Genomic DNA, 21,829 nt, shown 5'->3' on the forward strand with positions numbered 1-21,829 from the left:
ATTAATCGTCGCCGTAAACGTCGAAGTCGAAATACTTGTCGTTGATTTCCTTGTACTTGCCGTTGGCGCGGATGCCCGCTATCGCTGCGCTCAAGCGGTCGGCAAGCGCGGTTTCGCCCTTGCGCACGGCGATGCCTGCGCCTTCGCCGTTGATCTCGACGTCGATCGGCAGGGTGCCGAGGATCTTGCAGCAGGCGCCGGCATCGGACTTCACCCATTCCGACAGCACGACCACGTCGTCAATGACGGCATCGATGCGGCCGTTCTGGAGGTCGAGCTTGTATTCGTCAGCCGTCGGATAAAGCTTCAGGTCGGAATCCGGCATGTGCTTTTCGGCGTAGTTGGAATGGGTCGTGGAGCCCTGCGCGCCCATCGACTTGCCGGCAAGCGCCTCGGGCGTCGCGGCTGTGATGTCGGAATCCTTCGGCACGGCGATCGCCGGCGGAGTGTTGTAGTATTTCTTGGAGAAGTCGACCTGTTGCTTGCGCTCCGGCGTGATCGACATGGAAGCGACGATGGCGTCGAACTTCTTCGACTGGAGCGCCGGAATGATGCCGTCCCAGTCATTGGTCACGAATTCGCAGGTGACCTTCATTTCCTCACAGAGCGCCTTGGCGATATCGATGTCGAAGCCGGTCAGGGTACCGTCAGCTTCGAGATTGTTGAAGGGCGGATAGGCGCCTTCGGTGCCGATGACGAGCTTTTCCTGCGCCATGGCCGAGCCGGCGAACAGCGAGAGCGCGGCGATCGAGGCGGCTGCGAAGAAACGTGTGGAGATACGCATGATGATCCTCTCTGTTGGCGGACCGCGCGGCCGTTGATCTTTTTTGCCGCGTCGGAAAGCAGGGCCACGAATGGTCCCGCCGAGACTTTTAGATACCGCTGCGACCGAAATTGCAACGGCATTTTACGTGCACGTCCGGCATTCCCCACGGCTCGAGATGAACGGCGCGTTCAGGAGAGGTTCAGCCCGACCTCACCAGTCTCTCGCGGAACATTTTCCGGTTCCACACAGTTGAGCCGCCACCAAGCCCGCCGGTCAGAAGATCAAGAAGAGCGCGGGCGAAAGAAGGGACGACACCCGAGAAGAGGAAATGTCGATGTCGAAAAAATTCAAACTCTTCAGCAGCGTTGCGATGCCTTTTGTCTCGCTGCCGCTGATGATCCAGCCCGCCGGCGCAATGCCGTCGGCGCCCCATGCGCCTCTCCATGAGGCGCCTGCCGTCATCGAGGTGCAGCAGCGCATTCTGCCGCCCGGCGCCGAGGAAGGAGAGGAAGGCGAAGGCCGGCGCAAACGGCGGGAAGAGCCGCAGCAGCAGGAAGAGCCCCAGCAGGAACCTCAGCGGCAGGAGCGCCCGCAGGAAGAGCGGCCGGAGCCGGCTCCGGAGCGGCAGCGGGAAGCACCGCCCGAGGTAGAGCAGAGGGCGCCCGAGCCCGAAGCGCGGCCCGAGCGCCGGGAGGCGCCGCGGGAAGAAGAGCCGCGCCGCGAGGAAGCTCCCCAGGCGGAACCGGAGCGTCAGCAGGAGCGGGAATCCAGGCCCGAACGCGAGCGGCAGCGGGAAGCCGCACCCGAAGGGGAGCGTCCTGCGGAAGGTGAAGCCGCACCTGAACGGCGACAGCGCGAAGGGGCTCCCTCCGGGCGAGGAGAGCCCGAGCGTCGGCAGGTCCCTGAATCCGAACGCGCACCCGAGGGCGAACGGCAGCCGGAAAGCCGCGAAGCTCCTGCCGAGCAGCGCCAGGCCCCGGCTGAAGGGGAGCAGCAGGATCGCCAGCCTGAAACAAGGCCGGAAACGAGGCAAGATGGCCAGCAGGCCCCGAGCCCATCTGATGGACAGACGCCGGCCCAGCCGTCCGAGCAGGCTCCGGGACAGCAAACAGCTCCCGATAGTGGACAGGCTCCCTCCACCGAGCCCGGAACAACGCCCGCTGAGCCGGGAACTACGCCCGCCGAACCCGGCGCTGCACCGGCCGAAGGCGGCCAGACGCAGGATGGTGCAGCCGTGCCGACGGCTCCCGCCGAAGGCCAGCAGCAGGCCCAGCCTCAGCCGCCGACCACGCCGGAGGAAGTGGAGCGCGCCCGCCAGATTGCCGAGGACCCGGCCTCCGCGCCTGCTGATCAGCCGGTCGTGCTGCCGGTCGAAAACGGCGCGGCAGTGCTAGACAGCGCCAAGGAAGGCGCCCCGCAAGGTGCGCGTGAGCGGCCTCGCCGTGGTGATGGCCAGCCTGGCGGACAGGCCGAGGGGCAGCCTGCCGCTCCCGATCAGGGCCAGCCGGCCCAGGCGGAGGCCCCGGCTGAACCGCCGAAATCCGATGAGGAAGCCCAGGCTTTCCGCGGCGGAGATCGTCCGCAGATCGAAATCCGCGCCGTGACCGAAGAGCAGGGCGAGCGGCTCGACCGCCGACCGGAATTCGAGCGGCAGCGCGGCTGGGAATATCGCGACCTGCGCGACAGCGATCTCGGCAGCGATCGTGACCGGGATGACGGCCGCGTCATCATCTCGATCGATAACCGCACCTTCGTGCGTCACGACGACAGCCGGCGCTTCTATCGTGAAGGCTACGAGCCGGAATACGAGCGCCTGCGTGGCGGCCGCATCCGCGAAGTGATCGACCGGGATGGCGGCGTGCAGATCGTCACCATCCGCAACCGCTATGGCGAGATCGTCCAGCGCTCGCGCATCGTCGATGGCGAGGAATACGTGCTCTACTACGCACCTGACATGATGGAGGATCGTCCCGATTATGTCTGGCGCGATCCGGGCCTCGATCTGCCGCCGATGCGGCTGACCGTGCCGCTCGACGAATACATCATCGACACGTCGAGCGAACCGGACCGGGATTATTACGAGTTCCTGGAACAGCCGCCGGTCGAGCGCGTGGAGCGCGTCTATTCGCTGGACGAGGTCCGCTACTCCGCCCGCATTCGCGACAAGGTGCGCCGTATCGATCTGGATACGATTACCTTCGCGACGGGCAGCGCGGAAATCCCGATGAACCAGGCAAGTTCGCTGCGGCAGGTCGCCGAAGCGATGAACCGGGTTCTGGAGGGCAATCCGGGCGAGACCTTCCTCATCGAAGGCCACACGGATGCGGTCGGCTCGGACGAGAGCAACCTGATTCTCTCCGACCGGCGCGCGGAATCGGTCGCCACGGTTCTGACGGAAGCCTTCGGCATTCCGCCGGAAAACCTCGCGACGCAGGGCTATGGCGAGCGCTACCTGAAGATCCGCACCGAAGGGCCGGAACAGGAAAACCGCCGCGTCACCATCCGCCGTATCACCCCGCTGGTGAAGCCGGTCGCCTCGAACCGGTAAGGTCGGATCGTATCCTGAACAGCGGAGGCCGCCGGGCAATACCCGGCGGCCTTTTTATTGGTTTGGGGTCTTTCTCAGCTCGCCAGGACCAGTCCGCCATAGCGGCTGATCTCGCTCTCGATTTCTGCGACGAGCGTATCGAGCGCCGGGTTTCTCGCCTTTCGTGCGCGGCGCACCACATAGGCCAGCGCGGGCGGCGAGGGTAGGCCGTGGGCGATGACCTGCATCTCGGGGCGCAGATGGCGTCCGTTCAAAAGCGCCACGCCGAGAGCCGAAGTGACGGCCGCGATAATGCCTGCCGCGCTCGTACATTCGAACACCGTTTCGAGAACGACACCGCCGTCCTGTCCGATATCGAGCACCCACCGGCGATAGAAGCATTCGTCGTCGAAGGACAGGAAGGGGATCGGACCGTCCTGCGGCAGCGTGAGATCCGGGTGCTTGACCCAATGAAGCTGCTCCCGGAAGAGAACGACATCGGTCGGCCGGACCTCATGGGCAAAAACCTGCACGATCGCCGCATCGAGTTCCCCTTGTTCCAGCATGGCCCGCAGGGTGAGGCTCATGCGGACCTTGGTGCGGACCGAGACATGCGGGTGCAGGCGGCGAAAGCGCCCGAGTATGCGCGCCAGATCGGTGCAGGTCGTGTCTTCCGTGAGCCCGAGGGCGATGCGCCCGGCAAGCGGCGTTTTCGAAAGGCTTAGAAGCGCCTCGTCATGCAGGCCGAGTATGCGGCCGGCATAATCCAGCAGGTCCTCGCCGGCGGCGGTGAACATCGGCGCTCCGGCCTTGCGGCTGAGCAGGTCGCAATCGAGGCTCGTTTCGAGCCGCTTGATCTTGTGACTGACGGCGGATTGCGACAGGCCCAGGGCCTCCGCAGCCCGGCTGACGCCTCCATGGTGGCGGACCGCCCATAGGGCGCGCAGCGCATCGATTTCCAAACGTCGGCCGTTGAGTTCTGTCATTGCCTCGTCCGTGCATTGTCTCTACGGATTATGCAGATTACGAGCGTTTCAGGCAATTCCTCATTATAATTTCGGCTGGATTGTCATACCTTGATCGAAATTTGTCATGTGAAGGCCGGCGTAACCCGTCCTATGGATGATCGGCGAGAGATATGCAGCCGAGAGCCTCATGACCGATCATACCCTTTCCCGCCCCGCGCCCAACCAGCATCGTTTCCTTTGGCCTCTCATGGCCACGCTTCTGGTGTTCGGCTGGAGTTCCGGATTCGTGGGTATCCGCTATGCCAGCGAAGAGGCCGGCGTGATGCTTCTTCTGTTCTGGCGCACGCTTCTGTCGGGGCTGATCCTGTTGCCCTTCGCGCTGGCGATCGGGCCCCGGATGCGGCTGCGAGCGGTGCGGGAGCAGATGCTTTTCGGGGTGATGTCGGTATTCCTCTATCTGGGCGGCTTTGCGCTGGCGATCGAGCAGCGGGTGCCGACGGGGCTGGTCGCCCTGACCGCGGACCTGTTGCCGCTGGCGATCGCCGCCTTGTCGCAACCCGTATTGGGCGAACGGCTGAGCGCGCGGCAATGGCTGGGCACGGCGATTGCCGTCGCCGGCGTTCTGATCGTGTCGTTCGACAGCCTCAGTTTCGGCACGGCTCCGCTCTGGGCCTATGGGCTGACCGTCGGCTCCATGCTGATCTTTGCCGTCGCCTCGGTTCTCTACCGGCGGCGGCGGACCCAGCACATGCCCGTTCACCAGAGCCTCTGCATCCATACGCTCACCGGCTCGGTACTGTTCGGTCTGTGTGCCTTGATGCAGGGCAGCCTCGTCCCGCCGATGACCCGGGATTTCGCCGTGGGCATGGCGTGGCTGGTGCTGATCGCCACCTTCGTCGCCTATTCGGTCTACTATACGAGCCTGCGCCTTTTCCCGGTGGCGCAGGTCAGCGCGGCGATCTATCTGAGCCCGCCCGTCACCATGCTTTGGGCATGGGCCATGTTTTCGGAGCCGCTGACGGCGGCGATGTTCGTGGGGCTGGCGGTGACGCTGGTGGGCGTCTGGATGACGTGGCGCGGCTGAACGCCTCAGGGCAGGCCCGTCACTTTCACGATGAAATCGGCGATCGCCGCAGTGTCGTTCAGGTCGAAAACCGGAAGATCGGTATCCTCGACCGAATGATCGGCGGCAATGGCGACGATATGGGGATCGGTCGGCGCGAGCGAATCGCGGCGGGCCGATTCCAGTCGTCGCGCCTCTATCTTCGGCACCGGCTCGCGCTTGTAGCCTTCGATGAGAACGAGATCGCATGGCGCGAGACGGGAGAGGATTTCCTGAAAGGACGGTTCGGGTTCGCCGCGCAGCTCGTGCATGATCGCAAAACGTGTGCCGGAAACGATCGCCACTTCATGGGCGCCGGCCTGCCGATGCCGGTAGGAATCGGCGCCCACCTTGTCGATGTCGAAATCGTGGTGAGCGTGCTTGATGGTGGAGATCGCATAGCCGCGGCGGGTGAACTCCTCCACCAGCCGCACGGCGAGCCCGGTCTTTCCGGAATTCTTCCAGCCGGCAATGCCGAAGATGCGAGGGGTATTGGTCATGCAAGCGCCTCCAGGAAGGCCCGCGCTTCTGCGAGCTCTTCCGGCGTGTTGATGTTGAAGAACGGGTCGAGCGGTCCACGGCTGGTTTCGATGAAGCCGAAATCGACTGTCACCACCCGGTGACGGAGGAGATAGTCCCTGATGCGCCGGTTTTCCGGATTGGAGAGCCATGCCTGCAGATCGTCGGCAAGCGCGACCGGCCAGAGCCCGAAGACTGKATGCTGCCTGCCGCTGGAGCTTGCGACGACGATGGTCTGCGGATGATCCATGCCCTCATCGAGCCGCGCGGCCAGGTTCTCCGGAAAGAATGGGCTATCCGATGGGGCGGTCAGAAGATGGGTGGCTTTCGAACTACGGGTTTCGAGATCGCGAAGGCCGGAGAGAATTCCGGCAAGCGGCCCCATCTGTCCGGGGATGATGTCCGGCACCAGGTGGAGGCCCTGTGCGTCAACGGGCGGATCGGGAAAATCCGCCGGTGCGTTGAGCGCTATCTCCGAAACCTGAGGTTTCAGCCGGCGGAGAATGCGGGCGAGCATGGTCTCGCCGCCGAGCTCGATGAATGCCTTGTCGCGGCCCATGCGGGACGATTTTCCGCCCGCGAGGATGAGGGCCGGCGGTTTGTTGCTCATGACCGGGCACCCGAGGCAGAAGCGCCTTCGCGGCGATCGACGAGGCGGACATATTCGGTGGCGAGGATCGCGAGCAGAGCCGACACGCCCATGATTGCCAGCAGAGGGAGGGTGCCGGTCTCCTTGCTGACCACGGCGCCGGCAAGAATCGAGAGCAGGGCGCCGCCGCCGACGGTGATCGCGCCGCCGAGGCCGGATGCGGCACCCGCCATGTGCGGACGCACGCTCACCATGCCCGCATTGGCGCTCGGCAGGGTCACGCCGTTGCCCACTCCCGCGAGAAAGAGCGGGCCGAAAAAGGCGATAGGCACCTGACGGAGATAAAGTGTGAGCAACAGCGTGAAAGCTATCCCGACAATGCTGACGATGTTTCCGATGAGCATCATGCGCGTGATGCCGACCTGCCGCGCATACCGGCCGGAGAAGAAGTTGCCGACCATGTAGCCACCCGCGAAGAGAAAGAAATGCAGGCCCAGCATGGAGGGGGTCATTTCGAGGACAACGCTGCCGACGAAAGGAGCGCCGCCCAGGAAAGCGAAGAAGACGCCGGAGGAGAAGGTGGAGGTCAGCACATAGCCCCAGAAGCGCCGCGCCCGGAAAAGATCGGGCCATGACCGGAATTGGGCGGAGAAGCTGGCGGCGCGCGCATGGTTGGTTTCGCCGAGATCCGCATAGACGAGGGTAAGGACTGCGAGACCGAGAATGAAGAGCGCGGCGAAGCTTGCCTGCCAGCCGAAGAGATCGTTGAGGACGCCGCCGATGGTCGGGCCGACCATCGGAACCAGCGACATGCCCATGGTGACGTAGCCGATCATCGAGGCGGCTTCTTCCATGGGCACCATGTCGCGGACGACGGCACGCGCCAGCACGAAGGCCGCGACGATGGTGGTCTGCAGCAGCCGGCCGATCATGAAAATGGTGACATTGGGCGCGAAGGCGCAGATCAGCGTGCCGATGAGCAGGATGGCGATGGCTGCGATCAGCACCGGCCGCCTGCCGAAAAGGTCCGAAAGCGGACCGATCGCCAGTTGCAGCAATGCTGTGCCAGCGAGGTAGCCGGAAACCGCAAACTGCATGACTGCGTAGTCCGTCGAGAAATGCTCTGCCATGGCGTGAAGCGACGGCAGGAAGATATTCATGCAGAGGGCGCCGAGCCCACAAACGAGGACGAGCGTTGCTATATGCGGCGGTGTCGTTCTGTCAAGAAAGCGGCTCTGCTGCTGCACGTGGTGCTCCTCTTGCAGCCGTCAGGCAGACGGGCTGACGGGACTGGTTTTCGCGGCCGTGACCGTACGGCGTTTCGCCTCGCGATAGAAGGTGTAAAGGCCGGAGCCTATGACGATCGCCGCTCCGAGGAGCATGAGGAAATCGGGGGCTTCGCCGAAGAACAGGATGCCGATGATGAGCGCCCAGACGAGGCTCGTGTAGCGGAAGGGCGCGACGAAGGAAATTTCGCCGCCGCGCATCGACATGATGACGGATTGATAGCCTACGAATACGGCGACCGAAGCGATCGCCAGACAGGTGAAGGTGCCGGCGCTCACCGGCTGCCAGCCGCCCATCGGCCAGATGAGCAGGGTACCCATGATCGTGTTGGCGAGCGTGGTGAAGAGCGTCACGGAAAGCGTCGGGATATCCTTGCTCATGCGGCGCGTGGTGAGATCGCGGGCGGCGGTGAAGAAGACCGCGCCCACGGCGAACAGCGAAGCGGGCGCAAAGCCCTCCGGGCCCGGTTTCAGGATCAGGAGAACGCCCAGGAAGCCGACCGCGATGGCGGTCCAGCGCCGCCAGCCGACCGGTTCTCCGAAGAAGAGTGCCGCCCCCAGCGTGACGGCCAGCGGCAGGGATTGCATGATCGAGGAGGCGTTGGCGAATTCGATATTGGCAAGTGCCGAGAGGAAGGTCAGCGTCGCGCCGATCTCGAAGGTGCCGCGCAGCAGCACCAGCGGGTGCAGCATGACCCGCCATGACCCGAGAGAGCTTACGGTTCGCGCGGCTGCGTAGACGAGCAGCATCGTCATGATGCCGCGCACCGCCATGATCTGGGCGATGCTAAGCTCGGACGTGACGAATTTCACGAGCGCATCGTTACAGGTGAACGCTGCCATGGCTATGGACATGAACAGCGCGCCGCGCGCATTTTCCGAGAGGGGCATTTCCGATTCCCTTGCAACCGCTGCGTTGTTCTAAAGCATGGGGCAGGCGGCTGCCAGTACCATTGCGGTCACGGCGGTACGCCCGCGGAGCCAGCGGGGGGAAGCCGGCATCGGCGAAATCGCTTCGTTGCGAAACGGATTAACGCTTGTTCAATGGAAATTGCGCAACCTAGCGCTTCCTTGTTCCCGCATGAGGCTGGAATCGCATCTGCGCCGTTTCGCGAATGCCGCCAGCGAAACCGGCAGATATTCCAGCCGGGGGTATCATGTCGTTCATCGATCGCATGCTTCAGAGCCGAAGGATCGCTACCAAGGTCCTGCTCTTCGTGGTGCCGCTCATCCTCCTCATCGCCGGTGTCGGCCTTGCCGGTTACTACACGTCCAGCATGCTGAACGGCCATATGACGGTCGCGCGTGCGACGATCGAGAACATCGGCGATTTCGAAGAACTCCAGGCCGCTCTCCAGGATTTCACCGATAAGCCGGACGAGGCCTCGCTTACGGCATTAAGAGCGGGCATCGACCGCCAGGAAGAGGGAGTGGCGGCGCTGGAGGGCCTGCTGGTAACCGAGGGCGATCGTGAACGGGTGGCACCCGTGAAGGCGCTTGCGCCGCAGATGCGCGAGCGTGCGGATGCCCTGTGGGCGATCAAGGAACGGCGCGACCAAAATGCGCGGGAGATGGAGGCGGCATTCGACGAGATCCGCACGCTGGCGACCGCGGTCGACCAGCAGATCGAGACGGTCCGCAAGCAGTTCGAAGGCAAGGAGCGGTTCGCGAAAGCGATGCTGTTCGAGGCCTTCGCTTACAAATCCATAGCACATCGGATCGAAAACCTGCGCGATGCGGTGCGCAAGGCAGAAACCGACGAGGCCACCGCCAAGGCCGCCACGCTCTATGGCGGGACGCTTCTCAAGGAGTTCGCGGCTATCGAGCCCATGCTTTCGCCGAGGAGCAAGACGGCCATGGAGCCGATCCGTCAGGCGGCGGAGAAGATGACGGCGACCGCCGAAGAGGCCATGGAACCGGCGACCAAGAGCCAGACCCTGCGGGTGGCCGCAAGCGGTTTCATGAGGTGGCAAGGCGAGTTGCAGGCGGAAGTGTCGAAGAAATCCGGCGATGCAGCGGAACGTTTCGTGGATCTGGAGGACGATGTCGCCACACTTCGCGATCTTCTCGAGGAGATCGACACGTCGCTCACGGTCATCAACGCGATGCGGCTGCATGCGGAGCGGTTTTCCTCACACCTGACCGAGGAGGCGCGAGGCATCGTGCTGGCGGATATTGCCGAGCTCAGGACTTCAAGCGCCAAGGTTTCCGAACTCAATCCGCGCAATGCCGCCATGCGTGATTTCGCGCCCGGATTGGAGCCGCTTCTGAAGGCAGTGGACGAAAAATCGGCAGAGATGCTGCGAATTGCCGGAGAATGGCGCCAGGCGCGCGGCGCGGCCACGGAGGCGCTGACGGCCGGCATGGCGGGACTGAAGAATTTCGTCGCCCAGGCCCAGGAGGTGGGCAAGGAGGATAGCGAACGTTCCGCGAGGCTTTCGGTCATCGCCATGGTCGTCGGGACGCTGCTCGCGATCGCCGGCGGGCTGATGCTGGTGGAAACCCTGCGCGGCCCGTTGAAACGCGTGACGGAAGTGATGAAGCGGCTTGCAGACGGAGACCTCGAAGTGAGGATCGAGGGCCGCGAACGCCGCGACGAGATCGGCGACATGGTGCGCTCCGTCACGGTTTTCCGGGATGCCGCGCTCGAAAACGTGCGGCTGGAACAGGAGGCCGCGGCATCCCGCGAGCTTTCGGCGGCCGAGGCCGAGCGCCGCGCTGCCGAACGCGCCCGCATCGCCGCCGAGCAGAGGCAGGCGCTGACGGCGCTTTCCGAAGTATTGGGCAAGCTTGCCGATGGTGATCTGGAACAGGGCATGGACGAGAACCTGCCCGCCGATTTCGTGGAGATGGCGCGCACCTATAACCAGGCTGTCGAAGCCCTGCGCGCGACGCTTGCCGACGTGCGGTTCACGACCGAGGAGATCGACGGCGGCACCGGCAATCTCGCGGCCTCCGCCGATGACCTCGCCCGCCGCACCGAGCAGCAGGCGGCGGCCCTGGAGCAGAGTTCGCGGGCTCTGCGCCACTTGAGCGATATCGTCCGCTCGACCGCCGAAAGCGCCAAGCAGACCTCGGTTTCGGTCAATGAGGCGGAAGAGTTCGCCGTGCGCTCCGGCGAAGTGGTGGCGCGTGCCGTGGACGCCATGGGCGAAATCAGCCGCTCCTCCGACCGGATCGCCACGATCATCGGCGTGATCGACGAGATCGCCTTCCAGACCAACCTGCTGGCGCTGAATGCCGGCGTGGAGGCCGCGCGTGCCGGGGAGGCGGGACGCGGTTTCGCGGTCGTGGCACAGGAAGTGCGCGAACTCGCGCAACGTTGCGCAGGTGCCGCCCGAGAGATCAAACAGCTCATCTCGGTAAGTTCTTCGCAGGTCAGCAATGGCGTGAGCCTGGTGGAGGAGACCGGCGGCGCGCTCAACCGGATCATCTCGCATGTGACCGATATCCGCAAACTGGTCGCCTCCATCTCATCGGCGACGGGAGAGCAGGCGACCGGTATCAAGGAGGTGACGAGCGCGGTGCAGGAAGTGGAACTCATCACGCAGCGCAATGCGGCCATGGTTGAGGAGAACAATGCCGAAATCCATGGCCTCAGGCAGCGCGTGGAAACGCTTTCCGAAAAGATCGAGCGGTTCAGAACGGGCGAGCCGCGAGTTATGCCCCATGCGCAAGCACGTCGCTACGACGCCGCCTGAGTGTTGAATAGACGGCAAAACCAAAGCCGGGGTGCTGCCCCGGCCTCAGACCGCTGACAAAGGGCGACAATTCCCCTTTTTCGTCAGGCTCATCCTCGGGTTAAACCGGAGGACGTTCCGAGCATCTAACCACGTCCATAACTCGACCAGTCACTTAACGATAGGTCAGCAGATCCTCGGCACAAGGCCGAGGATGACGTCGTGTATGTCGTGAGGCGAGCCGGAGCGTCACCCGGCTTTTCGCTTTCGGCAGGAAACGGGTGGCTTCGAAGGGCTGAGTTTGTGATCTCCAGGACGGGAACAGTATCCCGCAGAACAGGAGATGACAGACATGACGCTATTCAAGGACAAGGTTGCCATCATCAGCGGCGCGAGCGCCGGCATCGGCCGGGCCGCGGCCAGGCTTTTCGCGGCGGAAGGCGCCTGCCTGGTGGTCACCGCACGGAGACAGGCCGAGCTCGACAGCCTCGTTGGGGAGATCGTGGCGGCAGGCGGCGAAGCCGTCGCGGTGGCGGGCGACATTCGCGACGAGGCGCTGCATGCGGAACTCGTGGCGACGGCGGTGGAGCGCTTCGGAGGCCTCGACATCGCCTTCAACAATGCCGGCGGCACGTCGAGCTATGGGCCGGTCAGCGAGACTTCGCTGGCCGATTGGCGCGAGAACATCGACCTCAATCTCACGAGCGGATTCCTGGCGGCGAGATATCAGGCGCCGGCCATGATGAAACGGGGAGGCGGCTCGATGATATTCACCTCCACCTTCGTCGGATATTCGGCTGGAATGCCCGGCATGGGACCCTATGCGGCGGCCAAGGCGGGGCTGATCGGCCTGGTGCAGGTGCTCGCGGCCGAACTCGGGACGCAGAACATCCGCGTCAACGCGCTGCTGCCGGGCGGGGTCGATACGCAGGCCAATCCCATCAATTTTCCGGGGGCGGCACCGGAGACGGTGGCCTTCATCAACGGTCTGCATGCGCTGAAACGCGTGGCGCAGCCGGAAGAAATCGCGAAGGCAGCCCTTTTCCTGGCATCGGACATGGCGAGTTTCGTCACGGGCTCGGCAATGCTGGCCGACGGCGGCGTTTCGATCAGCAGGACGTGACGAAGATCGACCTGTACCGGTTCAACCGCCCGTGACGCTCATGTGGCGGGCGACGGCGGGTTTCTTGTGCTCGCGGTCGATGATGAAATCGTGGCCCTTAGGCTTGCGCGAGATCGCTTCATCGATCGCGGCCATGAGATAGTCGTCGCTCTCGGAAGCGCGCAACGGCGTGCAGAGATCGGCCGCGTCGTTCTGGCCGAGGCACATGTAGAGCGTGCCGGTGCAGGTAAGCCGCACGCGGTTGCAGCTTTCGCAGAAATTATGGGTCATCGGTGTGATGAAGCCGAGGCGTCCGCCGGTTTCCTTCACGTCGACATAGCGTGCCGGCCCCCCCGTCTTATAGGGGATATCGACAAGCGTGAACCGCTCTTCGAGATCGGCCCGCAGCTTGGAGAGCGGCAGGTACCAATCGGTGCGGTCTTCCTCGATCTCGCCCATGGGCATGGTCTCGATGACGGTCATATCCATGCCGCGGCCATGCGCGAAGCGCAGCATTTCAGGGATTTCGTGCTCGTTGAAATCCTTGAGGGCCACGGCGTTGAGTTTGATCTTCAGGCCGGCTTTCTGGGCGGCATCGATGCCTTCCATGACCTTGTGGAAATCTCCCCAACGGGTGATTTCCTTGAATTTTTGAGGATCGAGCGTGTCGAGCGAGACGTTGATGCGGCGCACCCCGCAATCGTAGAGCTCGTCGGCATGGCGGGCGAGCTGCGAACCGTTCGTGGTCAGCGTCAGCTCGTCCAGCGCGCCGGACTGCACATGCCTGCCAAGTTCGCGCACGAGGAACATGATGTTCTTGCGCACCAGCGGTTCCCCGCCGGTCAGGCGCAGCTTGCGTACGCCCTTGGCGATGAAGGCGGAACAGAGCCGGTTCAGTTCTTCGAGCGTCAACAGGTCCTTCTTGGGCAGAAAGGACATGTRCTCGGCCATGCAATAGGTGCAGCGGAAGTCGCAGCGGTCGGTGACCGATACGCGCAGATAGGTGACCGCGCGGCCGAACGGGTCGATCATCGGCGCCTTGTCGGCAACCAGCGGTGCTGCCCTGTCGAGCGATCCTGCAAAACTGTTCACGCGTTACCTCCTGATCCATCGAACGTGGGCGCTGGCGGTCTCACCGTCAAGTGCGGGATAATCGATCGGCGATCAAAATCGCTTGCGATGGATCAATCAACTTCATAATCCTCCAGGCAACGAGTTACAACGGGACTTACAACGGATCGATTGCGATGAGCGATATCTGGCCGACGGAACTGCGGGTCTCGAAGGATCGGCGCACCCTGAACATTACCTTCAGCGACGGAAGAGCCTTTTCACTCGCGGCGGAGATGCTGCGCGTGCTTTCCCCCTCAGCGGAAGTGCAGGGGCATGGACCCGGCCAGAAGGTGACGGTGCCCGGCAAGCGGGATGTCGCGATCGTGAGCATGACGCCGGCGGGCAATTATGCGGTGCGCATTGGCTTCGACGACATGCATGACAGCGGCATCTACACATGGCCCTATCTGCGCGAACTCGGCGAACGTGGCGGGGAACTCTTTGCCGAATACGAACGGGAGCTCGCGGAGAAGGGGCTGAGCCGCGACGCGCGTCGCCCCCGCTGAAGCGTTCACGCGGACTCGGCCGCCTCGTCGGCGGCTTCCGCCTGCAGCGCGAGGATGATCTTCTCCATCGATTCGGCGAGCGCCGTGCATTGCTCGATCGGCGTCGAGGACAGCGTGCGCTCGATGAGTGAGGTCTGGATCGCCATCGCCTGCGCGGCTATCCGCCGCCCTTCGGCGGTGAGAAAGAGCCTGAGGACGCGTTTGTCGCGGCTGTCGCCCCGGCGCTCGATGAGCCCGCGCTTTTCCATCTGCGGTAGCGTCATGCTCATGTTGGAGCGCCCGACCAGAAGCTTGCGGGCCAGCTCCTGCTGCGAAATGCCTTCGAAGCGATAGAGATTGACGAGAATGTCGAGATGCGGGGGCTTGATGTCGAGTTCGGCAAGCTCGCGCGTCAGCACGGTCTGCATGAGCTGGCAGGCGCGAGCCACGGCAACCCAGCTTCGAAAACGCGGATGATCCCAGGGGAGGGATTGATTTTTGTTCATGCTTGTACTTTATTGTTCAGTATTGAACATTCATCGGATCATCTCACTATGCCATCCTTTGCCACCAAGGTCATCAGTCTGGGATTCGCCGCCATCGGCAATATCTCGCCCGCGGCCGCCGGCCGGCTTGCCTTCAGGCTCTTTTGCCTGACGCCGTCGCGCCGGCCGAAGAGCGAAAAGGCCCGAATGGCCGAGGCGGAGGGGCGCTTGAGGCTCGCCGACGCGCAACAGATTTCATTTCCGGTCGGACGCAAGACCGTCACGGCCTATCGGTTCAACGGCGACGGGCCGCCCGGCCGCGCGCGCTATCTCGTGGTGCACGGCTGGGGCTCCAATGCCGCCTATATCTCGGCGCTCGCGACCGGTCTGGCGGAAGGCGGGGCGGAGGTTGTGGTCCTGGATTTTCCCGGCCATGGCGCATCGAGCGGACGACAGCTGCACATACGGCTTGCCGTCGACACCATCGCGGAGGCGGAAAAGCGTTTCGGGCCCTTCGATGCTGCCGTGGGACATTCTTTTGGAGGCGCGAGCCTCGTGCTCGCGGCAGGCGGCGTGATGAAGAATGCCGGCACGTTTTCACCCGGCAAGCTGGCGGTGATCGGCTCGCCGAGCCATGTCCGCTGGCTGTTCGACGGGTTCTCGCGAATGGTCGGCCTGACGGCGCAGGTGAAGTTGCGATTGATCGGTCACGCCGAAACCGTCGCCGGCGCCCGACTGGATGATATCGACGGCGTGCCGGTGATCAAACGGCTCGGGGTGCCCTTGCTCGTGGTGCATGCGGAGGAGGACAAGGAAGTGGATGCGGCGCATGCGCGGCGCTACGAACGCCTGCCTTCGGTCCGGTTTCTCTGGGCCAATGGCCTCGGCCACCGGCGGATCGTAAGCTCGCCCGAGGTGATAGAGGCGATCCGGTCCTTCCTGGAGGGGGAGGGTTGCGGGAGGATCGACAGGACCGGGCGCGGTGTCGCTTGATCGTCACATAACCGTGGCATAGGCTCTGCCCGGCATTCATCGGGCAGGACATCATGACCATCATCACATCCGTCGAGCAGCTCAGGGAAATCTATGACGGGGCTTCCGAAGCCTCGCTCGTCAAGGTGACGCGGACGCTGACGCCCGAGTACCGGCAGATGATCGAGGCCTCGCCCTTCGTGGGCCTTGCGACCGTCGGCCCGGAAGGGCTCGACTGCTCGCCGCGCGGCGATCTCGGCGGCGCGGTGCGGGTGAGGGACGAGGCCACTCTGCTGCTGCCGGACTGGCGCGGCAACAACCGGATCGATTCGCTCCTCAACATCGTGCGCGATCCGCGCGTCGCGCTGATGTTCCTGATCCCCGGATCGACCACGACCATGCGGGTGAATGGAAGCGCGGTGATTTCGGTAGAGCCCGCCCTTCTGCAGAGCTTTGAAATGGATGGGAAACATCCGCGCAGCGTCGCCGTCATCACGATCGGTGAGGTCTATTTCCAGTGCGCGCGGGCGCTGATGCGCGCCGAGCTCTGGAACCCGGTCCACTTCGTGGATCCGAAGGACCTGCCCACGCCCGGCACGCTCCTGAAGGCGGCGAAAGCGGATTTCGATCAGGAAACCTATGACCGGGAATGGGCAGGCCGCGCCGCACGAACCATGTGGTGAGCCGCTGCTGCAGCGCCGGCTCCGTCAGCTTTTTGCGATGAGGCGCTCTATTGCCGTCTTTAGGGAAACGATGCCGCGCCGGTGTTCGGTATCTTTTTGCCGTGCGAACAGCCCATTGGCGATACCCTCGTACATGCCGAGAAGCGCGTCCGCCACCTCGCCGAGTACGCCTTCCTCGGCAAGCAGCGCGGCGCGGTCCTCCGGGGGAACCAGCACTGGTGTGACGGGACGGCCGAGAACGCCCGAGAAGGCCGACGCCACATCGCCGGCGCTCCATTCTTCCGGTCCAGCCAGCTCGACGACCCGCTTGCCGCTCCACTCTTCGCCCAGCAAGTCCGCCGCGGTGCGGCCGACATCGATGGTACTCGCCATCGGGATTTTCCGAGAGGGATCGATAAAGGTCGGCAGTACGCTGTCCGACATGACGGTTTGCGCCACCTCTCTCCAGGTCTCCACGAAATAGCCGGACCGCATGAAGGCGATCGAGGATGCCGCTCCGTCAAGCAGCGTCTCGAACCGGTGGAGTGTGGCGATAATCCCGGTGCCGGAGGCATGCTGCGCTCCGATGGACGACAGGATGACGGCCTTGGGCAGACGCGCCTTCCGTGCCGCATCGGCGAGCGCTGCGCCGAATTTTTCCGTTTGGGCATACGGATCGCCGCTCACCGGCGGCGGGTTGAGGAGGAACGCCCCCGATGCGCCCCTCAGCGCATCGATCATCTCCTCGGCATCCTCGATGTTCGCGACGGCCACCTCGGCACCGCGAATGCGCCATTTTTCACCCTGTTCTCGACGGCGGACGACGACCCGCACCGCCTCGCCGCGTTCGATGAGGGCGTGTGCCACTTCGCCGCCGGCCCGTCCACTTGCTCCAAGTACGACATACATGATCTTTCTCCTTCGGTTAGCTCGATAGAAGGAGCATAGGCGCGGGCGTTTCATGCGTCCAATGCATGTGATATATAGTCAACATGCACGAAGTGAATTTACGCGGGATCGATCTCAACCTGCTGGTGGCGCTTGATGCGCTGCTGGAGGAGAAGAGCGTGACACGGGCAGCCCACCGGCTCGGCATGAGCCAGCCGGCCGTGAGCCGGGCGCTTGGGCGGCTGCGCGCACTGTTTTCGGACGCACTTTTGGTTGACGGGCCGGGCGGCTATCTCCTCAGCGCCCGCGCCGAGGAAATGCGGCCCGCGCTACGCGGAATACTGGCAGGCGTGGGGCAAATGCTGGAGGCGAACGCGTTCGATCCGGCGACGGCGACGGGGCGCATTCGGCTGCTTGCGCCCGATCTACAGGCCGCGGCGCTCGCGCCGCATCTGCTCGCCCGCTTCGCCCGCGAGGCGCCGTCCCTCGATCTCGATATCGTCGCGCCGGGCTCGAACGGTTTCGATCTGCTCGAGCAAGGCAGCGCCGATGCGATGGTGGCGCTGATCGACGGCGCGCCGGGCGGCATCCGCCGGCGCCGCCTCTATGACGAAAACCTCGTGACGCTGATGCGGGCGGATCACCCGGCACGCGCCGGAAAGCTCACGCTCGACCGTTTTCTGGCGCTCGAGCATATCGTGGTGAGTGTTACCGGCGTGGGCGCGGCGCCCGTCGATGAGGTGCTGGCGCGGATGGGGCGAACGCGGCGGGTGAAGCTGCGCGTACCGAACTTCTTCGCGGCGGTCGAGATCGCCGCTCGCTCCGACCTCATCATGACCCTGCCATCGAGCCTGGCGCGGGCGGCCGCCAGCATGAGGCGTCTGGTATCGTTGCCGCCGCCCCTGGACCTGGACAGTTTCACGATGAGCCTCGCCTGGCACGCGCGCCAGCAGGATGCGCCCAGGCACATATGGCTGAGACGCGCCATCGTCGCGGCGGCGATGGACATGTCGTCGGAGATCGAAGCTGGAAGCTGAGGCCGGAAGCGCTCAGGAGCGCCGAGACAGGCCGCGGCATCGAGAGTTTTAGCGCCCGTTTGTTGCCTTTGAACATGCTGAAAGGCATATTGTCGGCATGGTGAAGAAGGATAATCATGACGCTTATATAGCCGCCGCACCGGAGCAGTTTCGCGCCATGTTGGGCCGACTGCGCGCGCAGCTATCGCGGGCACTACCGGACGCCGAAGAAGTCATGAAGTACGATATGCCCGGATTTCAGATCGAAGAAACGATCATCGCGGGCTATGCCGCCTTCAGTAAACAATGCGGTCTATATGTCGATCCGGGTGCGATTGCCGCCCATGCCGGCGAGATCGCTTCTTTGAAACTCAAGGCAACCAAGACCGGGGTTACGTTCTCGGTGAGTAAGCCTATTCCTGATGAACTCGTGGACAAATTGGCAATTAGTTCACGCAGTAAAAAGGGATTTTAGGCTGTCTTCGGCTGCCCAAAACTGGTTTTAAAAAACCGGTGCAAACTCGGAGCAGGTCATTTGGACTTGAGGCGTTCGGCCAAAGCGGACGTTAGCTAATCCCATTTCGGATGCAGTTCGGGCCCATCGCCGTCATCGATGCTATAGGAACCAATGGGCCTGACCTTCGTTCGCCCTCTATTTCCGGTAGATGAGCCAGCTCTTGCCGACATACTCGCTCTTCATCTCTTCCTCGAAGAAACTCGTGCGGTTCCGCCCCGCGTTCTTCGCGTGATAGAGGGCGGTATCGGCGTGGGCGTAGAGCTCGCCGGGGTCGTTCGCCTGCGATGCCATGGCGCAGCCCAGCGAGAGGGTGATCGGTCCGTAGTTCACCCCGGTGCGGGAATTGCGGAAGGTGCGCGTTTCCACGGCCCGGCGGATGCGCTCGCAGATCGCCATCACCTCGTCGGGCGTATTGCCTTCGACGAGGAGGGCGAATTCCTCCCCGCCCGTGCGCGCCACGAAAACCTCGTTGCGGACATTGGCGCGGATGACGGTGCCGACCGTCGCGAGGATCTTGTCTCCGACCGGGTGGCCGTAGCTGTCGTTGATCTTCTTGAAATTGTCGATGTCGGCGAGAACGAGGGCCGTGAAGGGCAGCATTGCGGCGTTGTCGTAGATCGACGTTAGCCGCTCGTCGAAGGCGCGGCGGTTGGCGAGCCGCGTCAGCGAATCGGTATTGGCGATCCGCTTGTATTCGTCGAGCTCCTTGCGGACCTCGTCGATTTCCTGGGAACTCTGGGCGACGGTTCCAGCGGTTCTTTCTCCATGGACCATCTTGTCGCCGGTCGCTTCGCTGAGAAGCGCGATCGCGCTGCGGATGATATCGCTCGAAAAACTGCTCTTGGAGCTGATCCTGAGCGCCGTCTCGCTCAGCAGCTTGCTGTAGCTTTCGAGCGAGCGCTGCTCCTGGTGCAGGACGTTCAGGAGCCCTTCGAGTTCGGCGAGCAATCTCGTATGCGCTCGCTCGACGATATCGGTCTGGCCGCCGCCGATATGGATCTGCGCAAGCCTGTCGAGCTCTTCCTGCGTGGCGCGGTTTCCGAGCGCGGCGAGATCGCGCGTCAGGTCCGGATGCGAACCGATATAAGCTTCATAGAATAGTTGATAATTGCGCGGGACCGGCGCCACCCCCATCGACCGCACGGCATAGATGATCTGACTCATAACGTCAGCCGTTTGCGCTTTCGGCGCATTCGCCGTCGTCATAGATGAACTCCGAATAAACCCAGCCCCTTATATTTGGCTGAAGTTAAATGAAAACTATTCGAAAAGGAATGAAGTTATTTCGCTTGGAACAATTTATTCTTGCTCCCCGCTCAAAGCCCATTGGCTACCAGTATTACTTTATACTTTATCCTATTGCGCTGCGGCATAGGACGGCGCAAACGCACCCGCTTCTTGCCGAGGCCTGAAGCGGGTGCGATCAATGGATCACGGGCTGGCCGGTTACTTCGGGCCGATCATGTTTTCGGGGCGAACGTACTGATCGAATTCCTCGTTGGTGAGGTATCCGCCGCCGACGGCCTCCTCGCGAAGCGTCGTGCCGTTCTTGTGGGCCGTCTTGGCGATCTTGGCGCAGGCATCGTAGCCGAGCTTGGAGTTCAGCGCCGTTACCAGCATCAGCGAGTTTTCCACGCCGCGCTTGATATTGTCCTCGCGGGCCTCGATGCCGACCACGCAATTGTCGGTGAAGGAGACGGCGGCATCGCCGAGGAGCTGCACCGACTGCAGGAAGTTGTAGGCCATCATCGGATTGTAGACGTTGAGTTCGAAATGGCCCTGGCTGCCGGCGAAGGTGATCGCCGCCTGGTTGCCGAAGATGTGGGCGCAGACCTGCGTCATGGCTTCGGACTGGGTGGGGTTGACCTTGCCCGGCATGATGGAGGAGCCCGGCTCGTTTTCCGGAAGCGCCAGTTCTCCGAGGCCGGCACGCGGGCCGGAGCCGAGGAAGCGGATATCGTTGGCGATCTTGAAGCAGGCCGCGGCAGCCGCATTGATCGCGCCGTGCGCGAAGACCATCGCGTCATGGGCGGCGAGCGCCTCGAACTTGTTCGGCGCGCTGACGAAAGGAAGGCCGGTGATCTTGGCGATCTCCTCGGCGACCTTTTCGGCAAAGCCGACCGGCGCGTTGAGGCCTGTGCCGACAGCGGTGCCGCCCTGGGCGAGTTCGTAGAGGCCGGGCAGGGTGAGTTCGATGCGCTTGATCGAGGACGCGATCTGGGCCGCATAGCCGGAGAATTCTTGGCCGAGGGTCAGCGGCGTGGCATCCTGGGTATGCGTGCGGCCGATCTTGATGATGTGCGCGAAGGCCTTCGCCTTTGCGTCCAGTGCCGCATGCAGATGTTTCAGCGACGGGATGAGATGGCGAACGATCTGCTCGGCGCAGGCGATGTGCATGGCCGTCGGATAGGTGTCGTTCGACGACTGGCTCATGTTGACGTGGTCGTTCGGATGCACCGGCTTCTTCGAGCCCATGGTGCCGCCGAGCATTTCGATCGCCCGGTTGGAGATGACCTCGTTGGCGTTCATGTTCGACTGCGTGCCGGAACCCGTCTGCCAGACGACGAGCGGGAAGTGGTCGTCGAGCTTGCCGTCGATGACTTCCTGGGCTGCGTCCTCGATCGCCTTGCCGAGAGCCGGATCAAGTCCGCCGAGGTTCATGTTGGCGCGGGCGGCGGCCTGCTTGACGATGCCGAGCGCGCGGACCACGGAAAGCGGCTGCTTTTCCCAGCCGATCTTGAAATTGCCAAGCGAGCGCTGCGCCTGGGCTCCCCAGTAACGGTCGCTCGCCACTTCGATCGGGCCAAACGTATCGGTTTCCGTGCGGGTCGATGCCATCTTCGCTGCCTTTGTTTTCGTCCAGGTGGATTGCTGCCGCAGGCAGTATTCAACTACGCGGAAGCGCGCAAGAGGGCAGGGCACTTTCTAAACGATTAGCACGCGGGGAAAGCGATTCGCCCAAGCGGGAGCGGGCCGTGGGTGGTTCGCGTTCACAGAAAACGGCGTGCCTTTTGTGCCACGCAGCCAAATTTAATTCGAGGCATCTTACAGGAATGCCGGGCCTTGCCGGCGTCGCATCAGTAAAAATTTAACGAATATTTTCTTAACCTTTCGCTTGCGAACCGGCGCGCTTTCCAGGCCCGCCGAGTCGG

20 protein-coding genes are annotated in these 21,829 nt (G+C 63.4%); 9 read left to right on the forward strand and 11 right to left on the reverse strand.

Annotated features, from left to right (window positions below):
* Position 1 precedes the first annotated feature (1 nt).
* Complete coding sequence (locus tag LCM4573_RS12655) at positions 2 to 784, reverse strand: ABC transporter substrate-binding protein (RefSeq protein ID WP_071006648.1); 783 nt, start codon at positions 782 to 784, stop codon at positions 2 to 4.
* Between the two features lie 316 nt (positions 785 to 1,100).
* On the opposite strand from LCM4573_RS12655, the gene LCM4573_RS12660 reads away from it, so the two are divergent.
* Positions 1,101 to 3,314, forward strand: a complete 2,214-nt coding sequence (locus tag LCM4573_RS12660; protein ID WP_071006815.1) for an OmpA family protein — start codon at positions 1,101 to 1,103, stop codon at positions 3,312 to 3,314.
* A 74-nt stretch (positions 3,315 to 3,388) separates the two neighbouring features.
* Here LCM4573_RS12660 and LCM4573_RS12665 read toward each other — a convergent pair whose 3' ends face one another.
* Positions 3,389 to 4,279: a LysR family transcriptional regulator gene (locus tag LCM4573_RS12665; RefSeq protein WP_071006649.1), complete on the reverse strand. Its 891-nt coding sequence runs from the start codon at positions 4,277 to 4,279 to the stop codon at positions 3,389 to 3,391.
* A gap of 169 nt (positions 4,280 to 4,448) precedes the next feature.
* On the opposite strand from LCM4573_RS12665, the gene LCM4573_RS12670 reads away from it, so the two are divergent.
* The gene (locus LCM4573_RS12670; RefSeq protein WP_071006816.1) at positions 4,449 to 5,345 is read left to right on the forward strand and encodes a DMT family transporter; all 897 of its coding nucleotides are present in this window, start codon (positions 4,449 to 4,451) and stop codon (positions 5,343 to 5,345) included.
* A 5-nt stretch (positions 5,346 to 5,350) separates the two neighbouring features.
* On the opposite strand, the gene mobB is transcribed toward LCM4573_RS12670, so the two are convergent.
* From mobB to LCM4573_RS12690, 4 genes are read right to left on the reverse strand one after another with little or no spacing between them, the layout of a single operon-like run.
* The gene (mobB, locus tag LCM4573_RS12675) at positions 5,351 to 5,863 is read right to left on the reverse strand and encodes a molybdopterin-guanine dinucleotide biosynthesis protein B (RefSeq protein ID WP_071006650.1); all 513 of its coding nucleotides are present in this window, start codon (positions 5,861 to 5,863) and stop codon (positions 5,351 to 5,353) included.
* The gene (gene mobA, locus LCM4573_RS12680) at positions 5,860 to 6,492 is read right to left on the reverse strand and encodes a molybdenum cofactor guanylyltransferase MobA (RefSeq protein WP_071006651.1); all 633 of its coding nucleotides are present in this window, start codon (positions 6,490 to 6,492) and stop codon (positions 5,860 to 5,862) included. Before mobA ends, mobB begins: the two co-directional genes overlap by 4 nt.
* Complete coding sequence (locus LCM4573_RS12685) at positions 6,489 to 7,718, reverse strand: multidrug effflux MFS transporter (RefSeq protein WP_071006652.1); 1,230 nt, start codon at positions 7,716 to 7,718, stop codon at positions 6,489 to 6,491. The genes mobA and LCM4573_RS12685 overlap by 4 nt, the downstream gene beginning before the upstream one ends.
* Before the next feature lie 21 nt (positions 7,719 to 7,739).
* Positions 7,740 to 8,648 (reverse strand): DMT family transporter, encoded by a 909-nt coding sequence (locus tag LCM4573_RS12690; protein ID WP_071006653.1) that lies wholly within the window; start codon positions 8,646 to 8,648, stop codon positions 7,740 to 7,742.
* 266 nt (positions 8,649 to 8,914) lie between these two features.
* Here LCM4573_RS12690 and LCM4573_RS12695 point away from each other — a divergent pair, with 266 nt between their 5' ends.
* Both LCM4573_RS12695 and LCM4573_RS12700 read left to right on the forward strand, forming a co-directional pair.
* Positions 8,915 to 11,458 carry a methyl-accepting chemotaxis protein gene (locus tag LCM4573_RS12695; RefSeq protein ID WP_071006654.1) on the forward strand — a complete coding sequence of 848 codons (2,544 nt, stop codon included), beginning with the start codon at positions 8,915 to 8,917 and terminating at the stop codon, positions 11,456 to 11,458.
* A 331-nt stretch (positions 11,459 to 11,789) separates the two neighbouring features.
* Positions 11,790 to 12,560 carry an SDR family oxidoreductase gene (locus tag LCM4573_RS12700; protein WP_071006655.1) on the forward strand — a complete coding sequence of 257 codons (771 nt, stop codon included), beginning with the start codon at positions 11,790 to 11,792 and terminating at the stop codon, positions 12,558 to 12,560.
* Positions 12,561 to 12,581: 21 nt separating this feature from the next.
* On the opposite strand, the gene moaA is transcribed toward LCM4573_RS12700, so the two are convergent.
* Positions 12,582 to 13,571, reverse strand: a complete 990-nt coding sequence (gene moaA, locus LCM4573_RS12705) for a GTP 3',8-cyclase MoaA (protein WP_407071733.1) — start codon at positions 13,569 to 13,571, stop codon at positions 12,582 to 12,584.
* 215 nt (positions 13,572 to 13,786) lie between these two features.
* On the opposite strand from moaA, the gene LCM4573_RS12710 reads away from it, so the two are divergent.
* On the forward strand, positions 13,787 to 14,158 hold the full coding sequence (locus LCM4573_RS12710; RefSeq protein ID WP_071006657.1) for a gamma-butyrobetaine hydroxylase-like domain-containing protein: 372 nt from the start codon (positions 13,787 to 13,789) through the stop codon (positions 14,156 to 14,158).
* Positions 14,159 to 14,163: 5 nt separating this feature from the next.
* On the opposite strand, the gene LCM4573_RS12715 is transcribed toward LCM4573_RS12710, so the two are convergent.
* Complete coding sequence (locus LCM4573_RS12715; RefSeq protein ID WP_071006658.1) at positions 14,164 to 14,643, reverse strand: MarR family winged helix-turn-helix transcriptional regulator; 480 nt, start codon at positions 14,641 to 14,643, stop codon at positions 14,164 to 14,166.
* Between the two features lie 48 nt (positions 14,644 to 14,691).
* Here LCM4573_RS12715 and LCM4573_RS12720 point away from each other — a divergent pair, with 48 nt between their 5' ends.
* A complete protein-coding gene (locus tag LCM4573_RS12720) occupies positions 14,692 to 15,615 on the forward strand; it encodes an alpha/beta hydrolase (RefSeq protein ID WP_071006659.1) in 924 nt (307 codons plus the stop codon).
* A gap of 53 nt (positions 15,616 to 15,668) precedes the next feature.
* Positions 15,669 to 16,277, forward strand: a complete 609-nt coding sequence (locus LCM4573_RS12725; RefSeq protein WP_071006660.1) for a pyridoxamine 5'-phosphate oxidase family protein — start codon at positions 15,669 to 15,671, stop codon at positions 16,275 to 16,277.
* Between the two features lie 24 nt (positions 16,278 to 16,301).
* Here the strand turns inward: LCM4573_RS12725 and LCM4573_RS12730 are convergent, their stop codons facing one another.
* A complete protein-coding gene (locus LCM4573_RS12730) occupies positions 16,302 to 17,165 on the reverse strand; it encodes an NmrA family NAD(P)-binding protein (RefSeq protein WP_071006661.1) in 864 nt (287 codons plus the stop codon).
* An 83-nt stretch (positions 17,166 to 17,248) separates the two neighbouring features.
* Here LCM4573_RS12730 and LCM4573_RS12735 point away from each other — a divergent pair, with 83 nt between their 5' ends.
* Together LCM4573_RS12735 and LCM4573_RS12740 are read left to right on the forward strand one after the other, a co-directional pair.
* Positions 17,249 to 18,181: a LysR family transcriptional regulator gene (locus tag LCM4573_RS12735; RefSeq protein ID WP_071006662.1), complete on the forward strand. Its 933-nt coding sequence runs from the start codon at positions 17,249 to 17,251 to the stop codon at positions 18,179 to 18,181.
* Positions 18,182 to 18,278: 97 nt separating this feature from the next.
* Positions 18,279 to 18,635: an iron chaperone gene (locus LCM4573_RS12740; RefSeq protein WP_071006663.1), complete on the forward strand. Its 357-nt coding sequence runs from the start codon at positions 18,279 to 18,281 to the stop codon at positions 18,633 to 18,635.
* 177 nt (positions 18,636 to 18,812) lie between these two features.
* Here LCM4573_RS12740 and LCM4573_RS12745 read toward each other — a convergent pair whose 3' ends face one another.
* Both LCM4573_RS12745 and fumC read right to left on the reverse strand, forming a co-directional pair.
* Positions 18,813 to 19,883: a GGDEF domain-containing protein gene (locus LCM4573_RS12745; RefSeq protein ID WP_071006664.1), complete on the reverse strand. Its 1,071-nt coding sequence runs from the start codon at positions 19,881 to 19,883 to the stop codon at positions 18,813 to 18,815.
* Between the two features lie 240 nt (positions 19,884 to 20,123).
* Entirely contained in the window at positions 20,124 to 21,515 is a 1,392-nt protein-coding gene (fumC, locus tag LCM4573_RS12750; protein WP_071006665.1) for a class II fumarate hydratase, read from the reverse strand.
* Positions 21,516 to 21,829: the final 314 nt, after the last annotated feature.

Source organism: Rhizobium sp. LCM 4573 (assembly GCF_001854865.1).
Classification (GTDB): domain Bacteria; phylum Pseudomonadota; class Alphaproteobacteria; order Rhizobiales; family Rhizobiaceae; genus Neorhizobium.

Coding starts and splice junctions, on each gene's coding strand:
- LCM4573_RS12655 (WP_071006648.1), bottom strand. CDS start 784: ATGCGTATCTCCACACGTTTCTTCGCAGCCGCCTCGATCGCCGCGCTC.
- LCM4573_RS12660 (WP_071006815.1), top strand. CDS start 1,101: ATGTCGAAAAAATTCAAACTCTTCAGCAGCGTTGCGATGCCTTTTGTC.
- LCM4573_RS12665 (WP_071006649.1), bottom strand. CDS start 4,279: ATGACAGAACTCAACGGCCGACGTTTGGAAATCGATGCGCTGCGCGCC.
- LCM4573_RS12670 (WP_071006816.1), top strand. CDS start 4,449: ATGACCGATCATACCCTTTCCCGCCCCGCGCCCAACCAGCATCGTTTC.
- mobB (WP_071006650.1), bottom strand. CDS start 5,863: ATGACCAATACCCCTCGCATCTTCGGCATTGCCGGCTGGAAGAATTCC.
- LCM4573_RS12690 (WP_071006653.1), bottom strand. CDS start 8,648: ATGCCCCTCTCGGAAAATGCGCGCGGCGCGCTGTTCATGTCCATAGCC.
- LCM4573_RS12695 (WP_071006654.1), top strand. CDS start 8,915: ATGTCGTTCATCGATCGCATGCTTCAGAGCCGAAGGATCGCTACCAAG.
- LCM4573_RS12700 (WP_071006655.1), top strand. CDS start 11,790: ATGACGCTATTCAAGGACAAGGTTGCCATCATCAGCGGCGCGAGCGCC.
- LCM4573_RS12710 (WP_071006657.1), top strand. CDS start 13,787: ATGAGCGATATCTGGCCGACGGAACTGCGGGTCTCGAAGGATCGGCGC.
- LCM4573_RS12715 (WP_071006658.1), bottom strand. CDS start 14,643: ATGAACAAAAATCAATCCCTCCCCTGGGATCATCCGCGTTTTCGAAGC.
- LCM4573_RS12720 (WP_071006659.1), top strand. CDS start 14,692: ATGCCATCCTTTGCCACCAAGGTCATCAGTCTGGGATTCGCCGCCATC.
- LCM4573_RS12725 (WP_071006660.1), top strand. CDS start 15,669: ATGACCATCATCACATCCGTCGAGCAGCTCAGGGAAATCTATGACGGG.
- LCM4573_RS12730 (WP_071006661.1), bottom strand. CDS start 17,165: ATGTATGTCGTACTTGGAGCAAGTGGACGGGCCGGCGGCGAAGTGGCA.
- LCM4573_RS12735 (WP_071006662.1), top strand. CDS start 17,249: ATGCACGAAGTGAATTTACGCGGGATCGATCTCAACCTGCTGGTGGCG.
- LCM4573_RS12740 (WP_071006663.1), top strand. CDS start 18,279: ATGGTGAAGAAGGATAATCATGACGCTTATATAGCCGCCGCACCGGAG.
- LCM4573_RS12745 (WP_071006664.1), bottom strand. CDS start 19,883: ATGACGACGGCGAATGCGCCGAAAGCGCAAACGGCTGACGTTATGAGT.
- fumC (WP_071006665.1), bottom strand. CDS start 21,515: ATGGCATCGACCCGCACGGAAACCGATACGTTTGGCCCGATCGAAGTG.